This window comes from Paenibacillus sp. J5 (assembly GCF_054955055.1).
The window spans coordinates 297,802-321,484 of sequence record NZ_JBUEDD010000006.1; the positions used below are offsets into that span (position 1 = coordinate 297,802).

The window sequence follows — 23,683 nt, forward strand, 5'->3', positions numbered from 1 at the left end:
GGCGTTTTGAAGGATGCTGGTAAGCAATCGGACAGCGGGCGTTAATTCCAGTTCTCTACAATGGGATACATTCATTATCATCATTGAAGGAGAACTGGAGCATATATGAAGATGAAGCTGGGTTTGTTGTTTATGTCACTCCTTGCATTATGTACAATCATTATATGGTTGGGACCTGATACGAAGAGCAAGAAGAAGCTGGAGAGAAATGAGCAGTTGGAAGCGATGGACGTAGACCGTTATACAACTGTGGATCATGAAGAATACAATGTGATTGTTGCGGGTACAGACCCGGAGGGGGTTATGGCCGCCATTGCTGCCGCGCGCAATGGCATGAAGGTGCTGTTGGTGGAGGGACGCGATCGTGACCGCCTGGGCGGCTTGTTCACGCTGGGAGGATTGAATACACTGGATTTGAACCTTTCGCCGATCAAGCCGTTGTTGCCGTTTGATTTAAAGGTGCTTAATAAAGGGCTATTCAGCGAATGGCTGGATCAGGTCGAGGGCACCTCCTTCGATACGAGCTCAGCAGCGAAGGTGTTCTATCGAATGGTGAAGAACGAACCGAATATCGAACTGCTCATGCGAGCCGGGGAGCTGAAGCCGATCGTGGAGAGCAAGGGGCAGACGCGGCAGGTAACGGGAATCGAAGCTGTCAGCCCGGATGGAACCGTGAAGCGCTATCATGCTCCAGTCGTTATCGACGCTACGCAGGATGCAGATATTGCAGCCGCGGCTGGCGCCCCATTTATGGTTGGACGAGAGGACATGGGGAATAAGGAAGCGAGGACGGCGGTCACTCTGGTCATTAAGATTCAAGGCATAACGGATGACGTATGGGATTCCTTCGGCAAGCGAGAGAGCAGTGGACGGTTCGGCACGACCATCTGGGGCTTTCCTGAGGCAGCAGACTATGTCGCCTCCGACCCGGAACGAATACGTGTTCGCTCACTGAATATCGGTCGCCAGGCAGACGGAACTGCGTTGATTAATGCGATGATGATATTCGGTGTTGATCCACTAGATTCCAGATCGCGTGAAGAAGCTTATGAGCTTGGCAAGCAGGAGGCACCGCGCTTCATTGAATACATGAGGCAGAGCGTCCCCGAGTTCCAGCCGGTGGAATACGCAGGTGTAGCGGAGGAGCTGTATGTGCGGGAAAGCCGCCATATCATGGGAGAATACTATCTGACGATTTACGATCTGATGGAGAATCGTGATCATTATGACGCCATAGCGTATGGCTCGTATCAGGTCGACCTGCACAGCACAGGCTCTAAAGATGCCGGATACATCCTGATGAAGCCGATTCAGTACGGTGTACCGTTCCGTGCGCTCGTCCCGCTTCAGGTGGATCAGTTACTCGTTGTTGGCCGTTCGGCAAGCTATCATTCCATGGCTCATGGCAGCGCTCGTGTTGTGCCGCTCGGCATGGCGACGGGGCAAGCGGCGGGAGTGGCAGCCGCGATGTCGATTCGGGATGGGGTTACGGTGCGGGAGCTATCGCAAACAAGGGAAGCGATGGCCAAGCTCCGCGGGTTGCTCGTAGAGCAAGGTGTGGATCTGGAGATGCATGCTGTGGATACACCGAGCTATCTGCAGCATAGGGCGGCCCGCGGCTTACTCACGGCAATCGATCTGCTACTTGCAACGGGGGGCTATAATAATGAAGGTTTCAAATTGGATGAATATTCCAATGTGATGCGCATGCTTGGTTATACGCCCAAGCTGAAACGCGCTTTCCCTGATCATTTTGCAGGAGATCCTGTTTTAGCTGTGGAGGGGCTTGGACAGGAGGAGATGAAGGAGCTTCCGCTCTCACTGGAGCGGGCGATTCAGATGTTAGCTGCTACCATGGGAGTGGATCAGCGCAATTGGACGGTGCAGCATTATGTCGATCAAGACTGGCTGTCTGCCGAAACGCTGGAGGTTATCGAGGACTCGTCGGCATTGAAGAATGGAGAGGTATTCCTCGTCATAGATGATGTGCTGCGGCGGTATGCCCAATATTCGGAGCATTACTGGGAGAAGAGGCATGCCTCGCGACTAAGCGAGAAGGAAGGGGGGACGCGGCATGATGATTAATAGACGGATGTCTGAGGGGCGTGCTGTGTTGCACCGCCTGCTGGAGGGAAGCCCACTGCGAAGGCGTGGCACGATTGCAGCGCTGCTGCTGCTGCTTCCGCTCTGTCTGATGATCGTGACGGAGACATTGCACCGCGGTTCCCTGACGGGAGCATTCGAATGGTTAACCGATCATAGCCAGGTGGCATTATTCAATTACGTGCTCTACTTCAGTTTGTTGGCACTCCTCTACGCCATCGTGGGCCCGATCGTCTGGGCGGCCGGTCTGATGTCCTTGCTGGTAACGTTGATGGCATTAATCAGTTATTTCAAATTAAAGTTCATCGGGGAGCCGTTCTTTCCATGGGATCTCCGGCAGAATAAAGAGGGACTCAATATATTCCCGTATATCTCCAGCTTCTCAAGCGCAGCCAAGCTGTCCGTATTGCTGCTCGGCATCGTTGGTGTCTTCCTGCTGCGCCTGATCGTACCCAAGCTATCGATGTCATGGCCGACGCGGCTCGTATTGGGTGTGCTGGCCGCCTGCCTGGTGTACGGTGTTGGGGTACAGGCAGGGTGGGCGGGCAGCCTGTCAAGGCAGCTCGGCTATAAAGAAATCGTATGGAATCAGGAGAAGACCTATGCGGACAACGGGCTGATGGTTGCTTTTATAATGAATGTGAAGCATTCCATCATTGAGCGTCCAGATGGGTACAGCGATAAGGAGATGTCACGCATCGCCCAAGTGATTGCACAGGAGCAGGCTTCACCTCATGGTATGGAGCCAGATGGAGCAGATATGGATAACGGCCTGGCAAGTCCATCAAGACCTCATGTCATCTTCATTATGAACGAGGCATTTTGGGACCCGACGGTGATGCCGGAGGTGACCTTCAGTGAGGACCCGATACCAACGGTACGGAAGCTGCAACAGTCGTTCACCTCTGGTAACCTGTTGTCTCCCCAATTCGGTGGAGGAACCAGCAATGCGGAGTTCGAGGTGTTGTCTGGTCTATCGATGAGTCTGCTGCCACAGGGCGCAGTCCCGTACCAGCAGTATATTGGCGATTCCTTGCCCTCCTTGGCCTCTTATTTCGCATCTCAGGGTTATTATAGTATGGGCATCCATCCGTATGATGGCTGGTTCTGGAGTCGCAACCGGGTCTATCGATCCTTAGGCTTCGAGCGCTTCAGGAGCAAGACAGGCTTTGAAAATCCACAAATGAGAGGGTTCTATATTTCGGACAAGGAGGTAACGGAACATATTATCGACGAGGTGAGGACATCCGAACGGCCGATGTTCATCTATGCGGTTACGATGCAGAATCATGGTCCATACACAAAGCAGCGCTACAAAGAGCATGAGGTGCAGGTTGAGGGGCAACTGACCGAGGAAGCAAGGCAGATATTGGAGACGTATACTCAAGGCGTGCGTGATGCGGACAACGCCCTGGCGCAACTGATTGCATATTTTGAGCAGTCCAATGAGCCTGTCATCATTGTGTTCTATGGGGATCATCTGCCGATGCTAGGAGCGGAATATTCTGTCTATGTACAGGGCGGACTCATCTCCAGTCCTCAGGCAGCAGATTGGTCCTTGGAGGAGCGGAAGCGGATGCGCAGTGTCCCGTTCGTTACATGGAGCAATCTGGCGATGGAGAGGCAGGTCTATCCTGTGCTGAGCAACACGTTTCTGGGCTCGGTTATATTGGATAGCCTGCAGATGAAGAAGCCCGCGCAGTTCGCGCTTGGCGCTCGTCTGGCGCGGGAGCTTCCGGGGATGACAGGGCCGCTCTATGCGGATAGTCAGGAGAAGTTGTATTCCAAAATCCCGGATCAGGCTGCTTCTCTAGTGAATGACTTCCGTCTGCTGCAATATGATCTGCTATTCGGCAAGCGCTATGTGGCGAATGCGATCGATAGCGAGTATATCTATAATCCCCCGCAGGAAAATTATAAGATGGAATAAGCGTGTCTTGCTCAATCGTCCTCATAGTGATCCAGTGCCTGGCGCAGCAGGTCTCTCACCTTGTCCCGCAGCTCGCATGGCTCCACCACCCTCACATGCGGGCCGTACTGCAGCAATCTGCGTGCGAGAAAGTCCAGCTCCTCGGGGGGGACATGGCCTGTCCACTGGCCGCCCTCGGGCGGCAGGGAGAAGCTGTTGTCCAGCCGGGCTCCGAAAGATGTGAACTCCAGTACGACCGGCTTGCCCGGCCGCGACTCCGGCTTATCCAGCCACTCGCGCAGCGTGGGCAATTCCATGCACTGTGTCTCGCTGATCATCGCCCGTTCCATTCGGTCGACGCGGTAGAGAATGATTCGCCCCCTATTGCTGGCGGGCATGTACCACAGCCCATGCTCCAGGTACAGGCCTAGCGGGAAAGCCCGCACCTGCTTACGCCCTGACGGAGCAGCGTAGTCGAAGGACAACTCCTTGCGCTCCATCGCGGCCTGCAGCACCTCGGTCGTACACGGCGAAGGCGGGGTCGCCTGCTGCTGCAGAAAGACGACATAATCGCGGAGCGCACCGACCGTATCCTTTACATCTGCTGGCAATGATGCGAGGTAGTGGTCAGACAGATGAGCACGGATAGAGGAGAACGGAAAATCGCTGATGTTCTCTAAGACCTGCAGCATCAGGAACAAGCCGAGCGCTTCATGCTGTGTAAGCTGGAGAGGTGGCAAAATCCGGTTCTTCAGCACCCGGTAGCCGCCATGCGCTCCCAATTCGGCATAGAGCGGAAAACCGATCTGCTGCAAGGAATCGAGATCGCGCTGAATCGTTCTGACGGAAACATGAAACCGCTCTGCCAGCTCCCTGGCCGTAAACTTGGTGCGCGAATCCATGATCGCCATAATCGCCATCTGCCGCTTGTTCATTTGTTCTTCCCCCTGTGTATGCTGTTTGAAGATAATCGATGAATTACGTCAATATTTGTCGTGATTAAGTGGTATTATACAGTGCAGAAGGGAGCGAGAGCAAATGAAAATGAATAAAGTTATCTTGTATGTTGCAATGAGCCTGGATGGATATATTGCCCGCGAGGATGGTGCGGTGGACTGGCTGGAGGAGGCTGAGGGAGACGGCGGGGATAACGGCTATGCGAATTTTTACGAGACGATAGGCGCGCTGGTCATGGGGCGCAAAACCTATGAATCGGTGCTCGGATTGTCTGAGACCTTCCCTTATGCAGGCAAGCCCTGTTATGTGTTGTCCACAACCAGGCGGGAGAGGACGGAGCATGCCGTGTTTACCGACGAGGCGCTCGACAGATTGATTCCTAGTCTTGCTGCAACAACGAGAGGCGATGTGTGGATCGTCGGGGGTGGTGAGCTTGTCCGCTCGGTTATGGAGAGGGGGCTGCTGGATGAGCTGCATCTGGCGGTGATTCCCAAGGTTCTGGGCGGCGGTATTCCGCTGTTCCCGCAAGGCACCGTCCCGACCAGCTTCCGCCTGCGCGATATGGAGCAGATGGGTCAGATTGTGATGCTTCGCTACAGTGTGGATAACGGCAAGGATTGAAGTGATCGATTGAATAGGGCGTGGGATGAATGATGGACGTATCGCTGCCAAGCGCCGCTTGGCAGCGTGGTGCCAGGAAGGGACAGGGGGCTACCGCTTATAAAGCGGGGCCCCCTGTTTCCTTATGCCATCTACAATCTCGGCAGCTCGAAGCGATAGCGCGGATTGTAATAGAAGGGAGGGCGCGGGCCGATGAGCGGAAGAGGGAAGGAATAGCGATTGTCATCGTAGAGCAAGTGAACCTTCTCGTCCGAGGAGGGCAGCAGCAGCAGTTGTGTTTCAGGATAAAATTGCAGATTGTGCATGTAGTGGATTCTCCTTTGCTTTTTCATAGCCTACGTCCCTTCGGCCCGGCGCGAGACAGTCCGACAGAAAAAAAGCGGAGTGGGAAGAGATCAGGCACGGCTGGAGCCCAATCTCCATATAGTGAAAAAAATGGAGCAGGAGGCCAGCTATGAACAGGAAGGACCAAGCTGCTGAGCTTGAAGCTTGTCAAGAGCAATTCGAGCGGCATTCGGTGCTAACCCCATATCCCCAAGTCCCCTATTATGGTCAAATTACGCGCTATGAGGATATTCCGCTCGTGGTGCCTGAGCAGCGGCAATTGCGCCAGCCAGGCGTTGAGCGTCTGATGGCTCCGCGGCCTATTGTTGAAAATCCGAATTATGTGGGGAGCGGAAAACTAACGTCGAAGGTAGCGCTGATAACGGGTGGAGACAGCGGCATGGGGGCAGCGGCGGCCATCGCATTTGCAAAGGAAGGGGCAGATGTTGCGATTGCCTACCTGGATGAGGATGAAGATGCGAACAGAACCCGAGCGAGAATCGAGCAGTTGGGGCACAACTGTCTGCTGTTGCCCGGCGATCTGCGCGACAAGCAGCACTGTGCAGACATTGTTGGCCTCACCGTAGAGCGGTTTGGGAGGCTGGATGTGCTATGCAATCATGTTGGCATCCAGTTCCAGCAGAACAGTCTGCTGGATATTACTGATGAGCAATTTGACGACACCTTCAAGGTGAACATTTATTCTCATTTCTATACAACAAGGGCGGCGTTGCCTCATCTTCAGGCCGGCAGCTCGATTATCAACACGGCATCTGTCGTTGCTTATGCGGGCGAGAAGAAGCTGATCGACTATACGGCGACCAAGGCGGCCAATGTCGGATTTACACGCGCTTTGGCGAATAGTCTGGCCGGGCAAGGAATACGCGTCAATGCTATTGCGCCTGGGCCGATCTGGACCCCCTTGATTCCTGCCAGCTTCTCCGCTGACGAGAATGCCATCTTCGGTACAAATACGCCACTTAACAGGCCAGGCCAGCCATTTGAGGTCGCTCCGACGTTTGTATATCTGGCCTCTGACGACTCGCGTTATGTAACGGGGCAGGTGCTTCATGTCAACGGAGGACAGGTAACCAGTTCGTGATAGAGGGACACAAGTCGTTGAGTTGCGGTGATCACAGAGGGTGGACTTCGTAATTAGGATTTGCTATCATTGATTCAACGATATTTTAAAACATGGTTTTATATTATAAAACCAAAACAAGACCTTCCCATATCTTGCGGTGTTGGTGGCGCACTCAACACGTGGAGATAGGGGGAGGTATTCTTTTTCTAGAGATGAGCCCAACCATTAGCTTGAAAGAGGGACAGAATGATGAACAATGCCGTCAGATTCTTGATCAGTTCCTTAACGAAAAAAACGATCATTCGAACGATCATGTTCTCCTATTTAATTGTGAACATCCTCCTGTTATTGTTATTGGGATTGCTGTCCGTCCGGGACTCAACGAAGAGTCTGACCAAGGAAGTCACGCAATCCAGCTACAAGGTCATGGAGCAAGCCGCGCGCGGACTGAGCTTTAATCTGGAAGAAGCGACCCGTCCGCTCGTTCTGTTAACGGGCCATTACTCGGTTGTCGGCATGATGAATCCAGGCAGGGAAATGGATGTCGAGGCGCGCATCCAGCATGAGAGGAATATCGCTGAGGTTGCATTTAACGTATCTTCCTTGCAGTCGATGGTCAGTGATGTGCTGATATTGGGCAAAAATGGCTACGTCAACAACCTGGATGGCAGGCAATCCCTTCGATGGGATTATCCTTTCACCGAACAATCCTGGTTCAGGCAGGCCATCTCGGATACGCCCAACAAAGGATTCATTACGCTGGGTCTCCATAAGCAGGATTACTACTTGGAAAATAATATTTCAAGATATAATCAGCCGACGTTATCGATTGCTCTGCCGGTTAAAGATTATACCTATAGAACGATCGGAGCGGTCATTGCTAACCTGGACCTGGCCAAGATCAACGGCATGTTTGAATTCAGCTCCTATCAAAACAACGAGAGCATCTTCATGATCGATAATGAGCAGACCATCATCGCCCACAAGGATCGTAGTGCCATCGGGACCAGGCTCGACTTCTCAGGTATCCAGCTTATCTATGACAGCGATTCAGGAAGCTTCGTTACCGAGCTGGGCGGGAACGAGACGCTGGTTATCTTCCACCCGACCGCCGTTCAGGGCTGGAGAATGATCTCGACGATTCCGATGTCCGTCATCAGAGGGCAATCCGAATCACTGAAGTCCAATTTAACCGGTTTCATTTATCTTTGTTTGCTGCTCAACCTCCTCATCTCCATCTTGAACACCGCCCGAATATCCCGCCCATTTGGACGACTGCTCTCCACATTGGACAAGATTGGCGAAGACAATATTTATATCATCAGGAATAAATATAGGTATCGCGAGCTGGATGTGATAAGCGACAAATTCAGGGAACTCGTTATTCGGATCGAAACGCTGGTCAAACAAAATTATCAATCGGACATTGCACTGAAGGAGGTAGAGCTCAAGACGCTGCAGTCCCAGATCAATCCGCACTTTCTATTCAACACACTGCAACTGCTGCAAACGGAAATCGTCTGCGGCAGCACGGAGGATTCCAACCATTTGGTATTGTCCTTGAGCAGTCTGCTCAGGTATTCCATGAAGCAATCGGAAGAGATGGTGGAGCTCGAGCAAGAGATTCAGAATGTGAGAGATTATCTCTATATTGTGAACAAAAAATATGACGATCGCATAGACATCGAGTTTCTGATCCCGGACGAGTCCATCCTCAGGTACAGAACAATCAAGCTGATCCTGCAGCCCCTCATAGAAAACGTCGTGATTCACGGGTTTGGCGAGAATCCGCAGTCAGCCAGGATGACGATTAGGGTAATGAGCGTCAAGAAAGGAATCCTGATCGTTATTCAGGACAATGGAAAAGGAATATCGAGAAGCAGGACCCGTCACTTGACGAGACAATTGAGCCAGCAAGGCTTTCAGCCGGATGGGATCGGTCTATTCAATGTCAATCAGCGCATCCGTCTGAAATTCGGGCCAGATTACGGGCTGAAAATCAGGAGCAGGCAAGGGGAATTTACAACCGTGTATGTCGTATTACCCAGAATGTAACAGCTATGGGGAGGTAGCGAGCGTGAAATTGCTTATTGTGGACGATCAATTATCTTTGCATCGATATTTAGATAAAGTGATGGATTGGAAGGAGCTAGGATTTACGAAGGTGCAGCATGCATATAACGGAGAGGAAGCCGTCAGCATGATCGAAACCTTCCGCCCTGATCTGATGATCATGGATATTCATATGCCGCTGCTTAACGGGATCGACTCGCTAAAGCGGATACAACATAGGGACAAAATACCGCGGACCATTATTTTAAGTGCGTATGATCAATTCGAATATGCCAGGGAAGCGCTTCGACTTCATGTTTCCCAGTACCTGTTAAAGCCAGTCGACGCTGGATTGCTCAGGGAGGCCTTGCGCGAGTTGATCCAAGAGTGCATATCAGATGCCCAGAAAATGATTCGCAGTGAACTCGAGCGGACGATATACGCTGGACAGATCGAAGCAGATTCGCTCACGACCTTGCGAGACTGCATGGAATTTCTGGCCATTGAACGGTATGCTATTGTGACATTCGAGGACGGTCAACCAGCGGAGTATGATTATTCCGGCCTGCTGCAGGAACGATCGAACATCAACATCTACTGCATGATGTCTTGTAAGAGCCGCAAGGAGCAAGTGGTGCTAGTCGGGGGAGGAGACGATCTGTCTAGCGAGCAGTTGCGAGAAGGTAGTGAAGCTGTAATGGGAAGGGTGGCGGAGTTAACACCTTCCCACGCCTTGTCTGTCGGCATCAGCTCCATTGCCCAGGATGCTGCATTCCTGCCACAGTTAATTACCGAGAGTATGCTAGAGCTAAGAGCACCTGCTTCGGAGAATGGCTCCAAGCTTCGGGAGGCTGTACGACGGGTGAAGCCGTATGTAGAAGACTGTTATCGGGAGGATCTATCCTTGCAATCCGTGGCAGACCGCTTCGATATAGACAAGTATCAACTAAGTCGTGCGTTCAAGCAGGAATTCGGGGTGAATTATTGGGCGTATGTAGTCCAGGTGCGGATGAACAAAGCCGCCGAGCTACTCGTCGGCACCAATTGGAGAAACAATCACATTGCGGAGCAAATCGGTTTTGTGGATGAGAGCCACTTCAGCCGCGCGTTCAAAAAGCATTTCGGCGTGACGCCGAAAGAGTACCGGGCATCCTCAATTCGTCCTCATTAATGGGATAGGCTGTCCGTGCAACATTTGACAATAAATGATGCAACAATATGAATTCAGATTGAATGGAGTCCATATTATACTCTACATGTAAGTGCTTACAACCAAGTGCTTATGACAAAAAGATTACATGGGGGTTAGTCAAACATGAAGAAAACGTCTCTGATGCTTTTGATCACGATCCTTTGTTTATCTTCAGTGCTCGCTGCATGCGGCAGTAACAGCAATACGGGCCAAACAGGCGGTAATGAAGGCAAGACCAACAGTGCGACAAAGGGTAACGGTGCAGATAAACCGGTCAAGCTAAGCATTCTTTCCTGGAACAATGAAAAAGAGATGAAGCCTGTCATCGACGGCTTCACAGAGAAGTATCCGCATATTACATTCGACTTTCAATTCGCACCACCAGTAAAAGATTATATTGCCAAGCTTCAGACGATGCTGCTGTCGAATACGGCACCTGATATTTTCATCATCGCCGCAGAGAATCGTAATGAGGTTATCGATGGCGGTTACGCACTGGATCTGACGGACGAACCCTTCATGTCCGTGATGCTGGACAGCAACAAACCGATGCTGAGTAAAGCTGGCAGAACGTATGCCTTCACGCAGAGCGGATGGGCAGGCGGCTTGTTCTATAACAAGCAATTGTTCCAACAGGCCGGCATCAATCAACTGCCAGAAACATGGGATGAGTTCATCCAAATCTGCTTGAAGCTGAAAGAAGCGGGCATCATTCCACTCTATGACAGAATGCATGATATTACGATTATTCATTCCGCTATGTTCGGCAGCAATGTCCTGTCGAAGGACCCGGCGTTCGACGAGAAGCTGTTCAAGGGCGAGGCAACATTTGCTGAGGGCTGGACAGAAGTGTTAACGATGTGGAAGGAAGGGCTGATCGATAATAAAATTTTGACGCCAGACATGATCGGTCTGACAAGCGATCAGGTGATGAACGAGTTCTCCCTGGGCAACGTGGCGATGTTCCCTGGCGGCCCTTGGAATATCTCCACCATAGAGAAGACGAATCCCGACATTGAGTTCGAAATTATGGCGATCCCAGGAAAAGAGCCCGGCAATAAATATTACAACGGTGCTCCTGGTGTAGGCTTCGCTGTTAACAGCAAAGCGAAAAACAAGGAAGCAGCACTGCTGTTCCTGGAGTATATGTCCACGCAAGAAGGGCTGAAGAAATTCGAGGAAGGTACAGGCGGCATCATTACTGCCCACGGCTATGAAACCAAAGTCCACCCGGCGTATGCCCCGGCCTATAACGACGGGCTGATGGCAGGAAAGATTTACTTGCCGATGGTATCGTGGGAGAGACATCAAGAAGCGCTGCGCAACCAGTTCCTTGTCTCCATCCAGGATATCGCAGTAAACAAAATCACACCGGAGCAAGCAACGGCTTCATTGGATAAGAAGCTGCAGGAAATGGAAAATAAATAATCGGCAATGATGAACAGGGGAGGGGATAGAAATCGGCTACCCTCCCTCCTCAACGATGTAATCAAAGTCTCAAAGGAGGCAAATAATGACTAAATTTGCTCGTCAACTACAGTTTCAAATGTTTTTGCTTCCGATTCTGGTTATATACTCCGTGTTTACGATCTATCCGCTGATCAAATCGTTTTTTTTGAGCTTTACAAATTTTGACGGATATACGGAAGCGTATGACTTTATAGGCTTGAAAAACTATGCGCGGATTTTTAGTGATGATGCGATTACATCCGCCATTTCCTATACGTTATTTTTTACGTTTGGCAAGGCGATCCTGGTTACGCTGTTAGCTATTCCGCTCGCGATGATCTTGGACCAGAAGTTTCTGACAAGAAACATTCATCGCGCGATCTTTTTCTTCCCGTCCATCCCAAGCGGTCTGCTGCTTGCCTATATTTGGGGATTTATCCTGGCGCCGATTGGGTCGGGCGTACTGAATACGGTGCTTAGAGAGCTGTTTAACATCGGTCCGCAGCCATGGCTGTCCGATCCGTTACTGGCGAAGCTGTCTACGATCGTTGTGGCCACATGGGCGATAACAGGGTGGCATGCCGTGTTATACCTGGCCTTTCTGCAATCCATTCCGAAGGATTATTATGAAGCGGCCTCTATCGATGGGGCGAGCCGTTTTCAGCAGATCCGATATATCACGATTCCACTCCTCGCGCCTGCGATGACGGTCAGCGTGATGCTGCTGCTTACCGGAGGACTCAAGGTATTCGAGATTCCATTTGCCTTGACCAAGGGCGGGCCTGGCTATGAGACGTACTCGATCACCCAGGTTATCGTATTAAGGGGAATATCGGAGACACAGTATGGACTAGCATCGGCGATGTCGATCGTCTTTTTCCTCATCGTGTTAGCGATTGCGATCTTCCAGGTTACAGTTATGCAGCGAAGGGAGCAGGGGCTACAATGACGAAAAGCTATAATAAACGGTTATGGATTCTAGACCTGCTCATGCTCCCTGCCGGATTGATTGCATTCTTCCCGTTTTATCTGATTATTGTCAACACGTTCAAGACGATGCAGGATGCCGCGAAGAGCCCGATGGCGCTCCCTTCGAAGTGGATCTTTAGCAACTATGTTCAGGTGTTCGAGGAGACCTCGATCTTGCTCAGCTTCTGGAACAGCTTGACCATCACCGTCTGTTCTGTCTTGTTGATTGTACTGATTGGTGCGATGGCGGCCTACCCGGTTGTATTCAATACGAATCGATTCACACGGTTTGCTATGCTCTATCTGCTCGCCGGATTCATGATTCCGTTCCAGGCGACTCTCATTCCGTTATTCCAACTAATGAGTGGTCTGCAATTGATCGACAAAATATATGGCTTGATCATTCTGTATATGAGCGGCTCGGTGTTCGTCTTCTTCCTCATGATGGGCTATATGAAGTCGATCCCGCGGGAGCTGCCCGAAGCGGCTGTCATTGATGGTTGTAGTATAGGGGGCATCTTCTGGCGGATCATCTTTCCGCTGCTTAAACCCATTACGATTACAAGTATCATCTTTCAGACGATGTGGATATGGAATGACTTTTTGGCGCCGATGCTGTTTTTGAACTCCACCTCCAAGTCGACGCTCGTTCTGCAAATTTATAAAGCCAAAGGCGAATTTACCGTTGATTGGCCGATGTTCATGACACTTACGATTGTTACATTGGTGCCGATCTTCATCTTCTTTATCATTATGCAAAAGCATATCGTCAAGGGAATCGCTGCTGGTGCTGTCAAGGGCTGATAGGTTGATGATTCATAGCTTAATGAGGAACGTCTGATTTTTATAATCAGGCGTTTTTTTTGCGGGCGGCGTGCCCAGCTACAATAGACTGTATTATTGAGTTTTACATCTGAAACGCAGGGGGTTACCTTTTGATTGAGGGATACGATTCATGAAGATTGGTTGTTAGAGCTGCTATACTATCGTATATTATAGTAAGCATAGCTATGATTAATTAATTTTTTTATTTAATGTCAAATGAGCTATTGAAGGAGTGTGTCAAATATGCCCCCCATGGCAATTGCACTACTAGGTATTTTTGCCCTTATATCATTTTACGCAGTTATCGCTGTACTCATTATTCGTTATATCTTCAAACGCTCCAAAAGGCCAAACTATGTGAGCAGCATATTCGTTTTATCCATTCTAATTATTGGAGTTGCTATGAGCTGGATACTTTATCAGCCCAGCTCCATTCCTTTCACAATGGTATTAATGCTGATTCTTTACTCCTCAATGGTTGCTCGACATAGGAGACTTCAGGATTAAAGTCGCTACGATGATTAGATTGTGAGGGGCTATCCAGAATGTCCCCAGACAGCTATGCGCACCCGGTATGACGAAGAGCCAGTGATAGGGTCACTGGCTCTTCGAGCCGTCTACGGGCTGAACCTCTCCCTTGAATGCGGTGTTGTAGGGACAGGGCGCAAGAGGAGTGATTAGTCGCTCTTTATTGGAAGCTTCTTGGCTGATAGCTGTTCTGGTTGGTGGCATTCATCGCGCCATAGCTCATCTGGGATTGCTCGATGCGCTCCAGTTGATTGCAGATTTGGACAGCCTGCTGCATCTGCTGCATAGCTACCTGGTGTCCTTGCAGCGCTTGCTGGATGATCTGTGCTGCTTGACGCTCGCGCGCAGCCAGCTCGTCCAAGCGAGCGGCATTTTGCTGTTCTTGCTGCAGCAATTGCTGATAGTTTTGGCTCGCTTGCTGCGTCTGGTTCATCAGTTGGTGCAGGATTTGCTCGCATTGTTGAATTTGGCTTGAAAGATTCTGATTCACTGGTTAGCGTGCTCCTTTGTTGTCATATTGTGATGGTACGGGCTTAGTATCTACCCAAGGTTTATATTTCATTCCTCGATTGGATAAATGAGGGGAAGGCGAATTTAGGAAGTGAAGGAATACAATCCGAATTTGCTCTGGTATAATTTTTAAGGAAAAGAACACAGATCGAAGATAGGAGAGGATAGGCGATGTCAGCAGAATGGATATTGCATTCCGTTATATTTACATTGAAGCATCCTGCAGGATCGGAGGAAGAGCAGTGCTTCTTGCAAGATGGGGAGGCGGCGCTAACAGCGATTCCCGTTGTCAAGCACTTTCGAGTATACCGTCAGGTCAGCCCCAAGAATGATTATGATTACGGGTTTGCTATGGAGTTTGCCAATCAGGAAGAATACGACGCCTATAATGCGCATCCGATTCATGTAAAGTTCGTGCAGGATAGATGGGAGACAGAAGTTGAGCGCTTCCTGGAGATTGACTATCGTCATCATGCTTGAGTACGGAAAATGCTCAGGGAGGATTGCTGTCGTCATAGGAAAGGCTGGAGCAGGTGGCTCCAGCCTAGAATCTGCGCTTGTTGAAGTCGAAGAAGGAGTCTCCTGGAGAGGACAGTTGCTGATGAGCCTCCTCATAGGTGCGAATCATCTGCTGGACATTGCGAAATTCCTCGTCGGCAGGGGACATGTCCTGCATGAACATACGGCGTAGAATCTCCTTGTACACGGTCAGCCGCTCCTCGATCAAGTCCTTCTCGAATTGCACCATCTCATCCCATGTATGGTACTGAATCCACTGATCCAGCTCATCACCATCATGCTCCGATCCCCCTGAGCGGTCATCCACCCCCATGTAGCCGTCCTCTCGCTCCAGATCCACGGAGGAACGGATGGAAGCCAGGGTAATATTCTCGCGGGCGAGCATGACCTGGAATCGTTTGTTCTGGAATAGCTCTGTCATGACTAGGCGGCAAATATCGGCATTACGGATCAGCATGCCCTCAAAAGGATGGAGAATCCAGTGCTGCTCGCTGTGGTAGAGCGTGAAGGTAAACCACTCGTCCCCATAATAGTATCGCAGATTAATGGAGTTGTCCGTCTTTAGCTCGTATTCAAATTCTTGCAAGGTCCTCACTCCCAGGCTTCGATTATCCCGATCATCCAGCAAGCCTCCATGCCAGTGGCCCGGCGGGGGCTATTCGCCATCCGAATCGGGCGCACGCTCTGAGCGTGGGCAGATGATGCTATCCGCCCGCTCTGAGGCGGCAATAATCAGCAGTGTTACAATGAGCAGTGCTGCTGCAATTTCCCCCAAGCATACGCACCTCCGCAAGAACGGCTTACGCGAAGCTTGCTGCTGCCTTCAGGTGGGATGAGCTTCAAGCCTCGCGTTATCATTCGTATGCGAGGGGGCGCAGATTATTCCAAAAAGCTGGACAGCGGCTGCTCGGCTGAAGGCAAGGATGCCGTATTGCCCTGGGACAGGCCGAGCCGCTGGCTAAGCTGTTGGTTAATGTCCGTCATGCGCTTCGTATGCTCGTTAGCCGATTGAATAATGCTGCGGTTGGACTGCTCGTACAGATCCAGCGCTGTATATAGATCGCTCATCGCGCGGTCAACCGATTCCATCTGCATCCCCGGTTTGCCCATCAGCTCGGTCGTTTTCTGCGTCGTTTCCTTCAGCAGACGAGAATTCTCTTCAAACATATGCTGTAGTGTCGCATTAGCTGAATTGACGGCATCAATTGTCTTGAGCTGGTCGTCAAGCGCCATGGAAATCATCGCGGATACGGTCAACAGATGCTGCGTCTTATCGATGGTGGCATCGACAGAGTCGATGAGTTTATCGTTATTGTCATTAATAATATCGGCGCCCGCAATGGCTTGCTGGTATAGCATGATCATCTCGGTGAACGATTGAACACGGGTAACGACCTTGCGGAGCCCTTTCTCCAGATGAGTGATGCGGTCGGCATTTTCAGGCTTGGCCATCTCCTGCTCGAATAGCGCCTTCAGCTTGTTGCCCATAGCAATACGCAGCTCCAGGTTGTATACCTCTTGAATGGACGACTTCTTCAGATTCTTCATGTAGACGACATTCTCTTGCAGTGTATCGCGCCCGTGGCGCAAGGATTGAATGATAGCGTCAACGTTCGTTCTGACGGACTGATACTTATATACATAGTTTTTGAGCGCTGTTTTACGCAGCATACGATCCAGGAAGCCAAGCTGCTTGCTCTTGCTGAGCGATTCGATCTCGCTGCGCAGCTTTAATATATTATTAGGAATCTCGTCACGCTTGCCCGACATCAGCTCCTTGACCGGTCGATCGAGCATCGCCAGCGATTGCCCGGCTTTTTCCATCGTTTTTTGACCCATTCGGCCAATCTGATCCATCAGTGGTTCAAGCTCCATACTGTCCGCGGCGGATACTCTCTGCATGAGCTGTATCGCCTCGTGTTCCATCTTGGCCGTATCTTCCTCCTTGATGCGAACCAAAGGATTTGCTGCCATCTATAAAACCTCCTTGTTAATCTGTTGTCCGGTACCGCTCGGAGATCAGCTCCATTCGAGTCTGTAGCTCCAGCAGATCCTTCTGCTCCATCGTTTCTACATACAAGGATAGCTTGGAATTAATATCCTTAATGCCATCGAGCAGCAGACGGCGGTTGCGGCGCTTTGCTTCACCGCTCAGCTTCAAAAAAGGATTGATAGCTCCGTTCAAATCCTTGAATATGAGCCTTTGAATATTATGATTGATGCTGCTGTCGTTCAGCTCCTGCAGTTGAGGCACCAGCCTTGCGATTCGTGCCAGCAGTGTCAGCGTCTTCTCGACAATCTCGTTATCGAGCGTGTTCTTCTGCCCCTCCGAGATGATGCTCTCCTCGATAACGGCGATATATTCGAGCGCAGGCTCCCACTCTGCGGAAGGAGCAGGCGAATCATATGCCGATCGTTCCGCAGCGGGGGAGTGTCCCTCCGTTACGGGCGGGATGGCCCCGGCAGCCTCGCTGGTTCCCCGCGGCGGGGCAGAGGAGCTTGCGGATGCGGGCACTGGCGGAAGCACTCCCGCCTCAAGCCGCACGGCTCTAAGCTCCTGACGGTGAATATAGCCCGCTATGCCTAGACTGACGAGCGATAATAGCACGGGTGCCAGCAGCACGAGCGGCACAGGCAGCCATAGGAGCAGCAGCAAGGAGACAGGGTAGCCTGCTGCCGAGACGATTAATGGAATTCGGTATTGCTGCATTCTGTTCACCTCCCGTTCAACCAAGCCACTGCCTGCATCCTCTGGGCCGCATCCTTTGGGCCGCAATACTCCTTCCGGTTACGGCCTGCTGGCTGCGGCTACTCTGCTGAGGTCGCACCTGTACATGCTTGCCTGCTTGATGTCTCTCATTCGCGGCCGTGCTTGCCATGCCTGACCGCGCTATCTGAGCGACGCAAGCTCCCATCCGCCATCCGCTTCGGGTGACCTGACATACACTGTTGCACAGATTGGCTGTGAGTATGCTGCTCGTCTCATGCTGCCCCCTGCCCCCTAGGTCAGCCATACAGGCCGTCGCTGGAAGGCTCGGCGCTTGGCTAGACTAGACGTTGCGCAGTCGCACAGGCTGCTCCACATAGCTGACACGGATGCCCAGCTCTGGCGAGGGCTTGGCGACTTCATGGCCGAGCACGGCTTGTACAGCCAGATAAGGCAGGTTGACACCAGACAGACAGGACAGATAGGCGCCTCCAGAAAGACGCGGATTAATCTCTAGCAGCTTGGCTGTAGCTTGATTATACTTTACTTGAATGTTATACGCATAGGGAATGCGGCAACTGGCAGCTACCTGTGACGCGATAGCGAGCAGTTCATCCTTATCCTCTAGCAGATAGACGCGACCAGGCAGCTTGCGGCGCGGAATCGCCGTAAGCAGCTCGCCCTCGGCGGTTGCGACACAGTCAATACTGACCTCGTCTCCTGGCAGCAGCTCCATAACCATCAGCGGCTCGAATTGCTCCGCCGAGGACAAGGTCTGCATCGCTTCGTCCAACGTCATCCGGTGATTGACCCAATCGTACAGCTCGGTGAGCGGCTGCTTGTGATCGACGATCACGCGGAAGCCCTTGCCTCCCTCAGCCAAGGTCGGCTTGATGCACACACGATGTCCCTTCTCCTGCAGCTTCGTGTAGGCGGCCTTGAATCCGGCGGCATCCCTGACGATCTCATAATCGGGAACTGGAACCGCACCGGTGCGCTGCACCAGCTCGTAGAATTGATCCTTATGCATCATGCGCTCCAGCAGGTCAATATTACGACAAGCCATCACCGAAGTTCCGATCGCAGCGAACCGCTCCGCATGGCGGGCAATGTCGAGCAGATGCAGACGGGGAATAAAGACATGAATATGATGTCTTCGGCAGAAGTCAAGGCAGAACTCAATGTAAGCCTCGCCTGTTACCTCCGGCTCTGCCTCCTTGACATCGCAGGCCTGAAGGGACATATGCTCCAGATCAGGATGAGTACCGAACAGGCGGACAGGTCGTCCGTCCGGATTGTCCCGCAGCATGTTCATATAATGATAAGCTACCGAAAACCAGCGGTTAAACCAGATGTTAATTGTATGCATACGTATTGAACCACTCCATTGCCCGTGTAATCAATTCATGAGCGGCATCCATGCCCGCTGCTTCGGTATAAGGGTAGGGAGAATGATCTCCATAATATTGCTTGAACTCACCATGCCTGGGGACTAGGGCGAAGCTGGCCTCCGCCAACAGTGATTCATCGAGCAGGGAATCGCCAGCCGCTGCCACTCGCGGTCTGCTCGTAAGCGTCTTAATGTAACGAAGTGCAGCCCCTTTGTTCACACAGGAAGGAACCAGATACAGCTTGCGTCCTTGCAGCGACACCGTCCAGTTCAACGGCTGCAGCGCGGTCTGCAGCTCACGGTCTAGCCCATCCGGCAAGCGCTCGCGTACCAACTGCACGGTGTAGAACAGCTCGTCGGAATGCGTCCGCTTCACGGTCCAGTCCGGCGAGGCGAAGCTGCGCTCGAACAGGTTGTCCACTTCCGCAGCAGGGGCGCAGTTAGCCAACTGCTGATGAATATGCTCCGTCCATTCCTGCCGGGGCGTGCCTTCGATCAGCACATTGCCGCCGTTGCTCACGATGGCATACTTGGGAACCATCTCTGTCGCGAAAAATTGAATGCGGCTGTATTGCGCGATGGTTCGGGTCGTTACAGGAATGAATACTATCGCTTGCCGTTCCAGGTCACGGAGCAGCTCAGCCGTCGTTCGGCTAATATAGGAAATGGCGCGCCCCTCGGCCTGCTCGGCCACGATGACCGGGTAGGAGGGAAGTGAGCCTCCCAGCGCATGGAGCGAGTAGAGCAGGGTGCGGTCGAGATCGCTGGCAAAGATCATTCGTTCGCCGCTCCCTTCAGCTTCTTGATCAGGCCACAGCATGAATATTCCAACTGCGGGTCAATCTCCACAGCGACGCCGCGATCCTGAGCCAGCAGCATGATGTGCTCCAGATTGGGATTATCGGCTCTATCGATCAGAATCTTCCATGGTACCCGCCGCAGCAGCACCCGTGTCGTCTCGCCTACACCCGGCTTGACCAGGTTCATATCATCGATGCCGTAAGCCTCCTGAAGCCGCCTTATAGAGGTTATGCCTTGCCAGGTCACCGCCATCTGCGCGGGATCGCCTAGTCTGGCGGCAGCCAGCTCCCGAGCCTCCTGCGCCACCTCCTCGAAGTGAGCCGCGATCCGGTCAACGAACAGATTCGATACATCCTGCTCCAGCCATTCCTTATAGAACTTGGCGCCGTGGAAGTCCTGTGGCCCGATGAGGTCGGCTCGCAGGACCGTGCGGCTCATCAGACCGGATACGGTGGAGTTGAGGCAAGCGCTCGGGATCAGGAAGTCTTCCCGGGTTCCATACGTCTCCGCACAGCAGCCTGGATCAGCGAGTACAGCCAGGTCATCGTTCAGGCTGATGCCGTAGCGCGCCTGGAAATCTGCACAAGCGCGGGTAAGCACCTGACGAATGGCACCCTTGCCAGTCCAGCCGTCAACGAACTGAATCGAATGGTCGGGATGGCGGCCCAGCATGTAATGGACGGCATTCTCGTCGATTCCCTTGCCACGGATGATCGAGATGCTATAATGCGGCAGCTCCCGGCCATGCAACTGCCGGATATACCGCTTGATCAGGATGCCGATCGGTGTGCCGGCGCGGGCCAGCGAGGCGATGGTCGTATTGTATCCGCGCTTGGCGATAATCAGCTCAGCGCAGGCAGCCGCGGCGAGCGCGACCTTGCGCGACGTGGCCGCAAGCGTCTGGTGAAAGAGCTGGATATAGGACTCCGATGGCTGATATTCCACCGGCAGCATCTCGGAATAATGAACCCCGGACTGCAATGCCTCCTCGCGATCCTCCGTGGGTCGCTCCAGCTTGACCTCGCTCAGATCCTTGAGCAGAAACTCCACATCCTCGGCCGAATAGCTGCCAGTGAGCGGAGCCGTCTTTGCTGTCATGTGTGCAAGGGCGAGGGGAGTGGGACGGTCTTCATTCAACGACTTGTTCATGCGCTCACCTCCGCGTCAGGCTCCCGGCTGCAATAGATGATATGGATCATAGGGATGCGTGTAGCCCGCAGCGCCTCCACGAATGGAGCCTCCTGAGCTTCCCCGATGCTTCGCTCCATGAAGACGAACAGCTCATCATATTGCCCAGGGCTGATATTGTACATATAATTCAATGTTTGTGGATCATCAGGGGACAGATAGCGATAGGCATTCTGAATCGCATAGTCCTTGTGCGCTAGCGGGTGAACCGGGCTGCGGGTACTGGATTGGTACATCGTACCTTGGCCCAGCAGCGCTGCGATCCGCATCGGAATGTACATAAACTCTCCCGTTCCCATACAGAGCAGCCGCTCCCCGCGGCGCAAGCCTCGCAGCCAGGCAGCGGCTGCTTCCAACTGCTCGTCCAGCTCCTGCTGACCGGTGGCATCGAGGCCGAATCGGCCTGTCCATTGCAGATAGGGAGCGGGCGATTGTGGAGGCAGGGAACTGTGGGCGGGTGCCGCGCCAGCCTCATGATGATTCAAGGCTGCACCGATAGAGTAAGCGAGAGCACGGGGGGAATCCGCTTCAGCATGAGTGAAGAAGCGTCCAATGTCATGTCGCTGCACCTGTCCGGCTAGCGGAGCGTCCGGCAGGCTGTTGAGCGTAGTCGGCAGCAAGGCCTTCAGTTGTTCCTCGCTGAGTGCCCCGGATATAGTCAGCTCGCCCTGAACGAGCGCTACGCACTCGATGGTGATGCCAAGTGTGCGCTCCAGCTCGCGAAAGCGTTGCTTGTCCGCCTCCGAGCGCCAGTCGAGCAGACTTGCGACGACATAACGAGAGCGCGGACAGCGCTGGTGCAGGCTGGAGATGATATTGCATGCGGTCTTGCCGGTAGTGAGCTCGTCATCGACCAGCACCACCGTCTCCCCACCGGATAGAAACTGGGCATCCAGCGGGTAGCAGCGATGCGAGGTGGCATGGGAATGCTCCTCCTCAAAGCTGATCACCGGCTCGCGGCTTGTTAGCATCTCGCGCGTCGTATGCAGGTAGCGTACCGACCCGTCAAACATGTCATACATGCTATGTCCGAGCGCGGTAGCTGTCTCGGCAAAGCCGATAAACAACAGCGGCTCCTTCACGGTCAGCTTGTGCTGCCGTATCCGGCGGTAGACCGCGCCCGCTTGATGCGGGTCGATGAACGCTGCGGCAATCTCTTCAACCTGGCGATGCTGTTGTCCATACAGACAGGCCAGTGCCGCTCCAGCGAGCAGAGACAGACTTGGCGGCACGGGGATATGCTTGCCCAGAACCCGGCTGACGAACAGGAAGCTGCGCTTCTTGTTCAAGCGTGCTGCCATGCGGAACAACGCATCGAGCGGCAGGCCGCACGGATTGCTATGGACGTCAATAGTGACCTCCAACTCCTCTAATACGTTGTAAATGTGGCGGCTCCTGTCCGGCAGTGCCGAGGAGAGCCGTGAAGTTTTGTCGTTCATTCAGCACCCCATATATTGTTGATCGCTTCATTATTCGTTCTGCCCAATTGAGATGGGGCTTGATTTCATTCATTTTGTTGTTGTGCTGGCTCTTGAGCACGCCCTGGCAGCCCGTATTGCCCGCAATAATCGCTGTGGCATCGGCGTATTCCTCAAAGGTGACCACATACAAGGCCTGTACCGGGCCGATATGGGTAGGGTGAATGATGGTCTTGCCGACCAGCCCGTTCTCCTTGTCCAGCTTCACTTCCCGAATCAGCCCCTCGGTGAAGGCATCGGACGCTCCGGTAGGGGAGAAATATTCCCATACCGCACCGGAGAGCACATAATTATCTGCCATTCGGCCGAATTGGTTCACAATATCCGTGATGCAATCGCGAACGACATGAATATCATAGATGGTCATGTCCGGGCTTCGTCTGAGGCCGAACAGGCTGGAAAAATCGGTCGCTCCAATCCGCACATTCAGTATATAGTCCCGATAACGGTCAAGCAGCAGCTTAATGGCGCGCAATGTCTCTGGACGCGATTCGCGGTATAGCACCTCAGAGGTTTCCAGAATCGGCATCCCGTAGAGCACAGGCGACGGTAATGGCCTAAGCTCGTTATAACGCTGCAATTTCAGGAGATAGCGCTCACCGATTTCTGCATTGAATTTGGGAAATACGAGTCCGGTCAACCATTTCATGCAAGAGCCGATGCTCTCTATCATTCGATCCAATTGCTCGGGGGAGCGGACACGGATGAATAAGAGCGGCAGATGCTCGTTATCCAGCTTGCCGGTCTCCAGCAACAGTGCGAGTCGATGAAGCTGCAGGACTAGAGAATGCTCTGCCTCGGCAGCCTGCTCGTCGCCTATCGCATCCTCCAGATCAAGCACGACCGAGGCGACCCCCTTCAGCTTGGAGGAGGCCAGATCCTCTGCGATGGTCTGGCGCGTAGCGGGCATGTACAGCGCGGCACCGACAGCCAGCGCCAGATGCTCCTTGTCTGTGGTGTTGTTAAAGGTTTGTGGCGGCAAATGAAAAATATCGGCCTCTTCATCCCTGGATAAATAATTAAAGTAGCGCATTATGCTATCCCCTGTCTATCAGTTGTGCAGCGAAAGATAGATCC

Annotated in this window: 21 protein-coding genes; 10 read left to right on the plus strand and 11 right to left on the minus strand. The window is 52.6% G+C overall.

The features are described from left to right. Positions 1-105: 105 nt before the first annotated feature. Both ACY1JZ_RS13635 and ACY1JZ_RS13640 read left to right on the plus strand, forming a co-directional pair. Positions 106-2,085, plus strand: a complete 1,980-nt coding sequence (locus ACY1JZ_RS13635; protein ID WP_462629634.1) for an FAD-dependent oxidoreductase — start codon at positions 106-108, stop codon at positions 2,083-2,085. Beyond that, positions 2,075-4,033: an LTA synthase family protein gene (locus tag ACY1JZ_RS13640; protein WP_462629635.1), complete on the plus strand. Its 1,959-nt coding sequence runs from the start codon at positions 2,075-2,077 to the stop codon at positions 4,031-4,033. The genes ACY1JZ_RS13635 and ACY1JZ_RS13640 overlap by 11 nt, the downstream gene beginning before the upstream one ends. Positions 4,034-4,044: 11 nt before the next feature. Here ACY1JZ_RS13640 and ACY1JZ_RS13645 read toward each other — a convergent pair whose 3' ends face one another. After that, the gene (locus tag ACY1JZ_RS13645; RefSeq protein WP_462629636.1) at positions 4,045-4,947 is read right to left on the minus strand and encodes a helix-turn-helix transcriptional regulator; all 903 of its coding nucleotides are present in this window, start codon (positions 4,945-4,947) and stop codon (positions 4,045-4,047) included. Positions 4,948-5,050: 103 nt separating this feature from the next. Here ACY1JZ_RS13645 and ACY1JZ_RS13650 point away from each other — a divergent pair, with 103 nt between their 5' ends. After that, positions 5,051-5,590, plus strand: a complete 540-nt coding sequence (locus ACY1JZ_RS13650) for a dihydrofolate reductase family protein (RefSeq protein WP_462629637.1) — start codon at positions 5,051-5,053, stop codon at positions 5,588-5,590. Between the two features lie 131 nt (positions 5,591-5,721). Here ACY1JZ_RS13650 and ACY1JZ_RS13655 read toward each other — a convergent pair whose 3' ends face one another. Next, positions 5,722-5,895 carry a hypothetical protein gene (locus ACY1JZ_RS13655; protein ID WP_462629639.1) on the minus strand — a complete coding sequence of 58 codons (174 nt, stop codon included), beginning with the start codon at positions 5,893-5,895 and terminating at the stop codon, positions 5,722-5,724. A 149-nt stretch (positions 5,896-6,044) separates the two neighbouring features. Between ACY1JZ_RS13655 and ACY1JZ_RS13660 the strand changes: the two genes are divergently transcribed. The 6 genes from ACY1JZ_RS13660 to ACY1JZ_RS13685 all read left to right on the plus strand — a co-directional run bounded on the left by ACY1JZ_RS13660 (position 6,045) and on the right by ACY1JZ_RS13685 (position 13,464). Then, the gene (locus ACY1JZ_RS13660; RefSeq protein WP_462629640.1) at positions 6,045-7,016 is read left to right on the plus strand and encodes an SDR family oxidoreductase; all 972 of its coding nucleotides are present in this window, start codon (positions 6,045-6,047) and stop codon (positions 7,014-7,016) included. Positions 7,017-7,244: 228 nt separating this feature from the next. After that, entirely contained in the window at positions 7,245-9,053 is a 1,809-nt protein-coding gene (locus ACY1JZ_RS13665) for a sensor histidine kinase (protein WP_462629641.1), read from the plus strand. Positions 9,054-9,075: 22 nt separating this feature from the next. After that, positions 9,076-10,221 carry a response regulator gene (locus tag ACY1JZ_RS13670; protein WP_462629642.1) on the plus strand — a complete coding sequence of 382 codons (1,146 nt, stop codon included), beginning with the start codon at positions 9,076-9,078 and terminating at the stop codon, positions 10,219-10,221. A gap of 144 nt (positions 10,222-10,365) precedes the next feature. After that, positions 10,366-11,670 carry an ABC transporter substrate-binding protein gene (locus ACY1JZ_RS13675; protein ID WP_462629643.1) on the plus strand — a complete coding sequence of 435 codons (1,305 nt, stop codon included), beginning with the start codon at positions 10,366-10,368 and terminating at the stop codon, positions 11,668-11,670. Positions 11,671-11,755: 85 nt separating this feature from the next. After that, positions 11,756-12,640: a carbohydrate ABC transporter permease gene (locus tag ACY1JZ_RS13680; protein ID WP_270165737.1), complete on the plus strand. Its 885-nt coding sequence runs from the start codon at positions 11,756-11,758 to the stop codon at positions 12,638-12,640. Next, complete coding sequence (locus ACY1JZ_RS13685) at positions 12,637-13,464, plus strand: carbohydrate ABC transporter permease (protein WP_462629644.1); 828 nt, start codon at positions 12,637-12,639, stop codon at positions 13,462-13,464. Before ACY1JZ_RS13680 ends, ACY1JZ_RS13685 begins: the two co-directional genes overlap by 4 nt. Positions 13,465-14,173: 709 nt before the next feature. Here the strand turns inward: ACY1JZ_RS13685 and ACY1JZ_RS13690 are convergent. Then, positions 14,174-14,503, minus strand: a complete 330-nt coding sequence (locus tag ACY1JZ_RS13690; RefSeq protein ID WP_500862385.1) for a hypothetical protein — start codon at positions 14,501-14,503, stop codon at positions 14,174-14,176. Positions 14,504-14,694: 191 nt separating this feature from the next. On the opposite strand from ACY1JZ_RS13690, the gene ACY1JZ_RS13695 reads away from it, so the two are divergent. After that, complete coding sequence (locus tag ACY1JZ_RS13695) at positions 14,695-15,003, plus strand: Dabb family protein (RefSeq protein WP_462629645.1); 309 nt, start codon at positions 14,695-14,697, stop codon at positions 15,001-15,003. 64 nt (positions 15,004-15,067) lie between these two features. Here the strand turns inward: ACY1JZ_RS13695 and ACY1JZ_RS13700 are convergent, their stop codons facing one another. From ACY1JZ_RS13700 to ACY1JZ_RS13735, 8 genes are all read right to left on the minus strand, one after another. Continuing rightward, the gene (locus tag ACY1JZ_RS13700) at positions 15,068-15,628 is read right to left on the minus strand and encodes a hypothetical protein (RefSeq protein ID WP_462629646.1); all 561 of its coding nucleotides are present in this window, start codon (positions 15,626-15,628) and stop codon (positions 15,068-15,070) included. Between the two features lie 293 nt (positions 15,629-15,921). Beyond that, positions 15,922-17,016 (minus strand): toxic anion resistance protein, encoded by a 1,095-nt coding sequence (locus ACY1JZ_RS13705; protein ID WP_462629648.1) that lies wholly within the window; start codon positions 17,014-17,016, stop codon positions 15,922-15,924. 16 nt (positions 17,017-17,032) lie between these two features. Next, on the minus strand, positions 17,033-17,752 hold the full coding sequence (locus ACY1JZ_RS13710) for a hypothetical protein (protein WP_462629649.1): 720 nt from the start codon (positions 17,750-17,752) through the stop codon (positions 17,033-17,035). Positions 17,753-18,092: 340 nt separating this feature from the next. Next, positions 18,093-19,118 carry an ATP-grasp domain-containing protein gene (locus tag ACY1JZ_RS13715; RefSeq protein ID WP_462629650.1) on the minus strand — a complete coding sequence of 342 codons (1,026 nt, stop codon included), beginning with the start codon at positions 19,116-19,118 and terminating at the stop codon, positions 18,093-18,095. Next, positions 19,105-19,917 (minus strand): HAD family hydrolase, encoded by an 813-nt coding sequence (locus tag ACY1JZ_RS13720; RefSeq protein WP_462629651.1) that lies wholly within the window; start codon positions 19,915-19,917, stop codon positions 19,105-19,107. Before ACY1JZ_RS13720 ends, ACY1JZ_RS13715 begins: the two co-directional genes overlap by 14 nt. Beyond that, on the minus strand, positions 19,914-21,038 hold the full coding sequence (locus ACY1JZ_RS13725) for a cysteine protease StiP family protein (RefSeq protein ID WP_462629692.1): 1,125 nt from the start codon (positions 21,036-21,038) through the stop codon (positions 19,914-19,916). Before ACY1JZ_RS13725 ends, ACY1JZ_RS13720 begins: the two co-directional genes overlap by 4 nt. A 47-nt stretch (positions 21,039-21,085) precedes the next feature. Then, on the minus strand, positions 21,086-22,567 hold the full coding sequence (locus tag ACY1JZ_RS13730; protein ID WP_462629652.1) for a phosphoribosyltransferase family protein: 1,482 nt from the start codon (positions 22,565-22,567) through the stop codon (positions 21,086-21,088). Next, positions 22,476-23,639, minus strand: coding sequence for an HpcH/HpaI aldolase/citrate lyase family protein (locus ACY1JZ_RS13735; protein ID WP_462629653.1), 1,164 nt, complete (start codon positions 23,637-23,639; stop codon positions 22,476-22,478). Before ACY1JZ_RS13735 ends, ACY1JZ_RS13730 begins: the two co-directional genes overlap by 92 nt. Positions 23,640-23,683 lie beyond the last annotated feature (44 nt).

What these genes read in the sequence shown, in the direction of transcription:
- ACY1JZ_RS13660 (WP_462629640.1), top strand. Translation starts at nt 6,045, where the DNA reads ATGAACAGGAAGGACCAAGCTGCTGAGCTTGAAGCTTGTCAAGAGCAA.
- ACY1JZ_RS13680 (WP_270165737.1), top strand. Translation starts at nt 11,756, where the DNA reads ATGACTAAATTTGCTCGTCAACTACAGTTTCAAATGTTTTTGCTTCCG.
- ACY1JZ_RS13635 (WP_462629634.1), top strand. Translation starts at nt 106, where the DNA reads ATGAAGATGAAGCTGGGTTTGTTGTTTATGTCACTCCTTGCATTATGT.
- ACY1JZ_RS13695 (WP_462629645.1), top strand. Translation starts at nt 14,695, where the DNA reads ATGTCAGCAGAATGGATATTGCATTCCGTTATATTTACATTGAAGCAT.
- ACY1JZ_RS13645 (WP_462629636.1), bottom strand. Translation starts at nt 4,947, where the DNA reads ATGAACAAGCGGCAGATGGCGATTATGGCGATCATGGATTCGCGCACC.
- ACY1JZ_RS13640 (WP_462629635.1), top strand. Translation starts at nt 2,075, where the DNA reads ATGATGATTAATAGACGGATGTCTGAGGGGCGTGCTGTGTTGCACCGC.
- ACY1JZ_RS13675 (WP_462629643.1), top strand. Translation starts at nt 10,366, where the DNA reads ATGAAGAAAACGTCTCTGATGCTTTTGATCACGATCCTTTGTTTATCT.
- ACY1JZ_RS13650 (WP_462629637.1), top strand. Translation starts at nt 5,051, where the DNA reads ATGAAAATGAATAAAGTTATCTTGTATGTTGCAATGAGCCTGGATGGA.
- ACY1JZ_RS13685 (WP_462629644.1), top strand. Translation starts at nt 12,637, where the DNA reads ATGACGAAAAGCTATAATAAACGGTTATGGATTCTAGACCTGCTCATG.
- ACY1JZ_RS13705 (WP_462629648.1), bottom strand. Translation starts at nt 17,016, where the DNA reads ATGGCAGCAAATCCTTTGGTTCGCATCAAGGAGGAAGATACGGCCAAG.
- ACY1JZ_RS13710 (WP_462629649.1), bottom strand. Translation starts at nt 17,752, where the DNA reads ATGCAGCAATACCGAATTCCATTAATCGTCTCGGCAGCAGGCTACCCT.
- ACY1JZ_RS13735 (WP_462629653.1), bottom strand. Translation starts at nt 23,639, where the DNA reads ATGCGCTACTTTAATTATTTATCCAGGGATGAAGAGGCCGATATTTTT.
- ACY1JZ_RS13730 (WP_462629652.1), bottom strand. Translation starts at nt 22,567, where the DNA reads ATGAACGACAAAACTTCACGGCTCTCCTCGGCACTGCCGGACAGGAGC.
- ACY1JZ_RS13665 (WP_462629641.1), top strand. Translation starts at nt 7,245, where the DNA reads ATGATGAACAATGCCGTCAGATTCTTGATCAGTTCCTTAACGAAAAAA.
- ACY1JZ_RS13715 (WP_462629650.1), bottom strand. Translation starts at nt 19,118, where the DNA reads ATGCATACAATTAACATCTGGTTTAACCGCTGGTTTTCGGTAGCTTAT.
- ACY1JZ_RS13725 (WP_462629692.1), bottom strand. Translation starts at nt 21,038, where the DNA reads ATGACAGCAAAGACGGCTCCGCTCACTGGCAGCTATTCGGCCGAGGAT.
- ACY1JZ_RS13720 (WP_462629651.1), bottom strand. Translation starts at nt 19,917, where the DNA reads ATGATCTTTGCCAGCGATCTCGACCGCACCCTGCTCTACTCGCTCCAT.
- ACY1JZ_RS13655 (WP_462629639.1), bottom strand. Translation starts at nt 5,895, where the DNA reads ATGCACAATCTGCAATTTTATCCTGAAACACAACTGCTGCTGCTGCCC.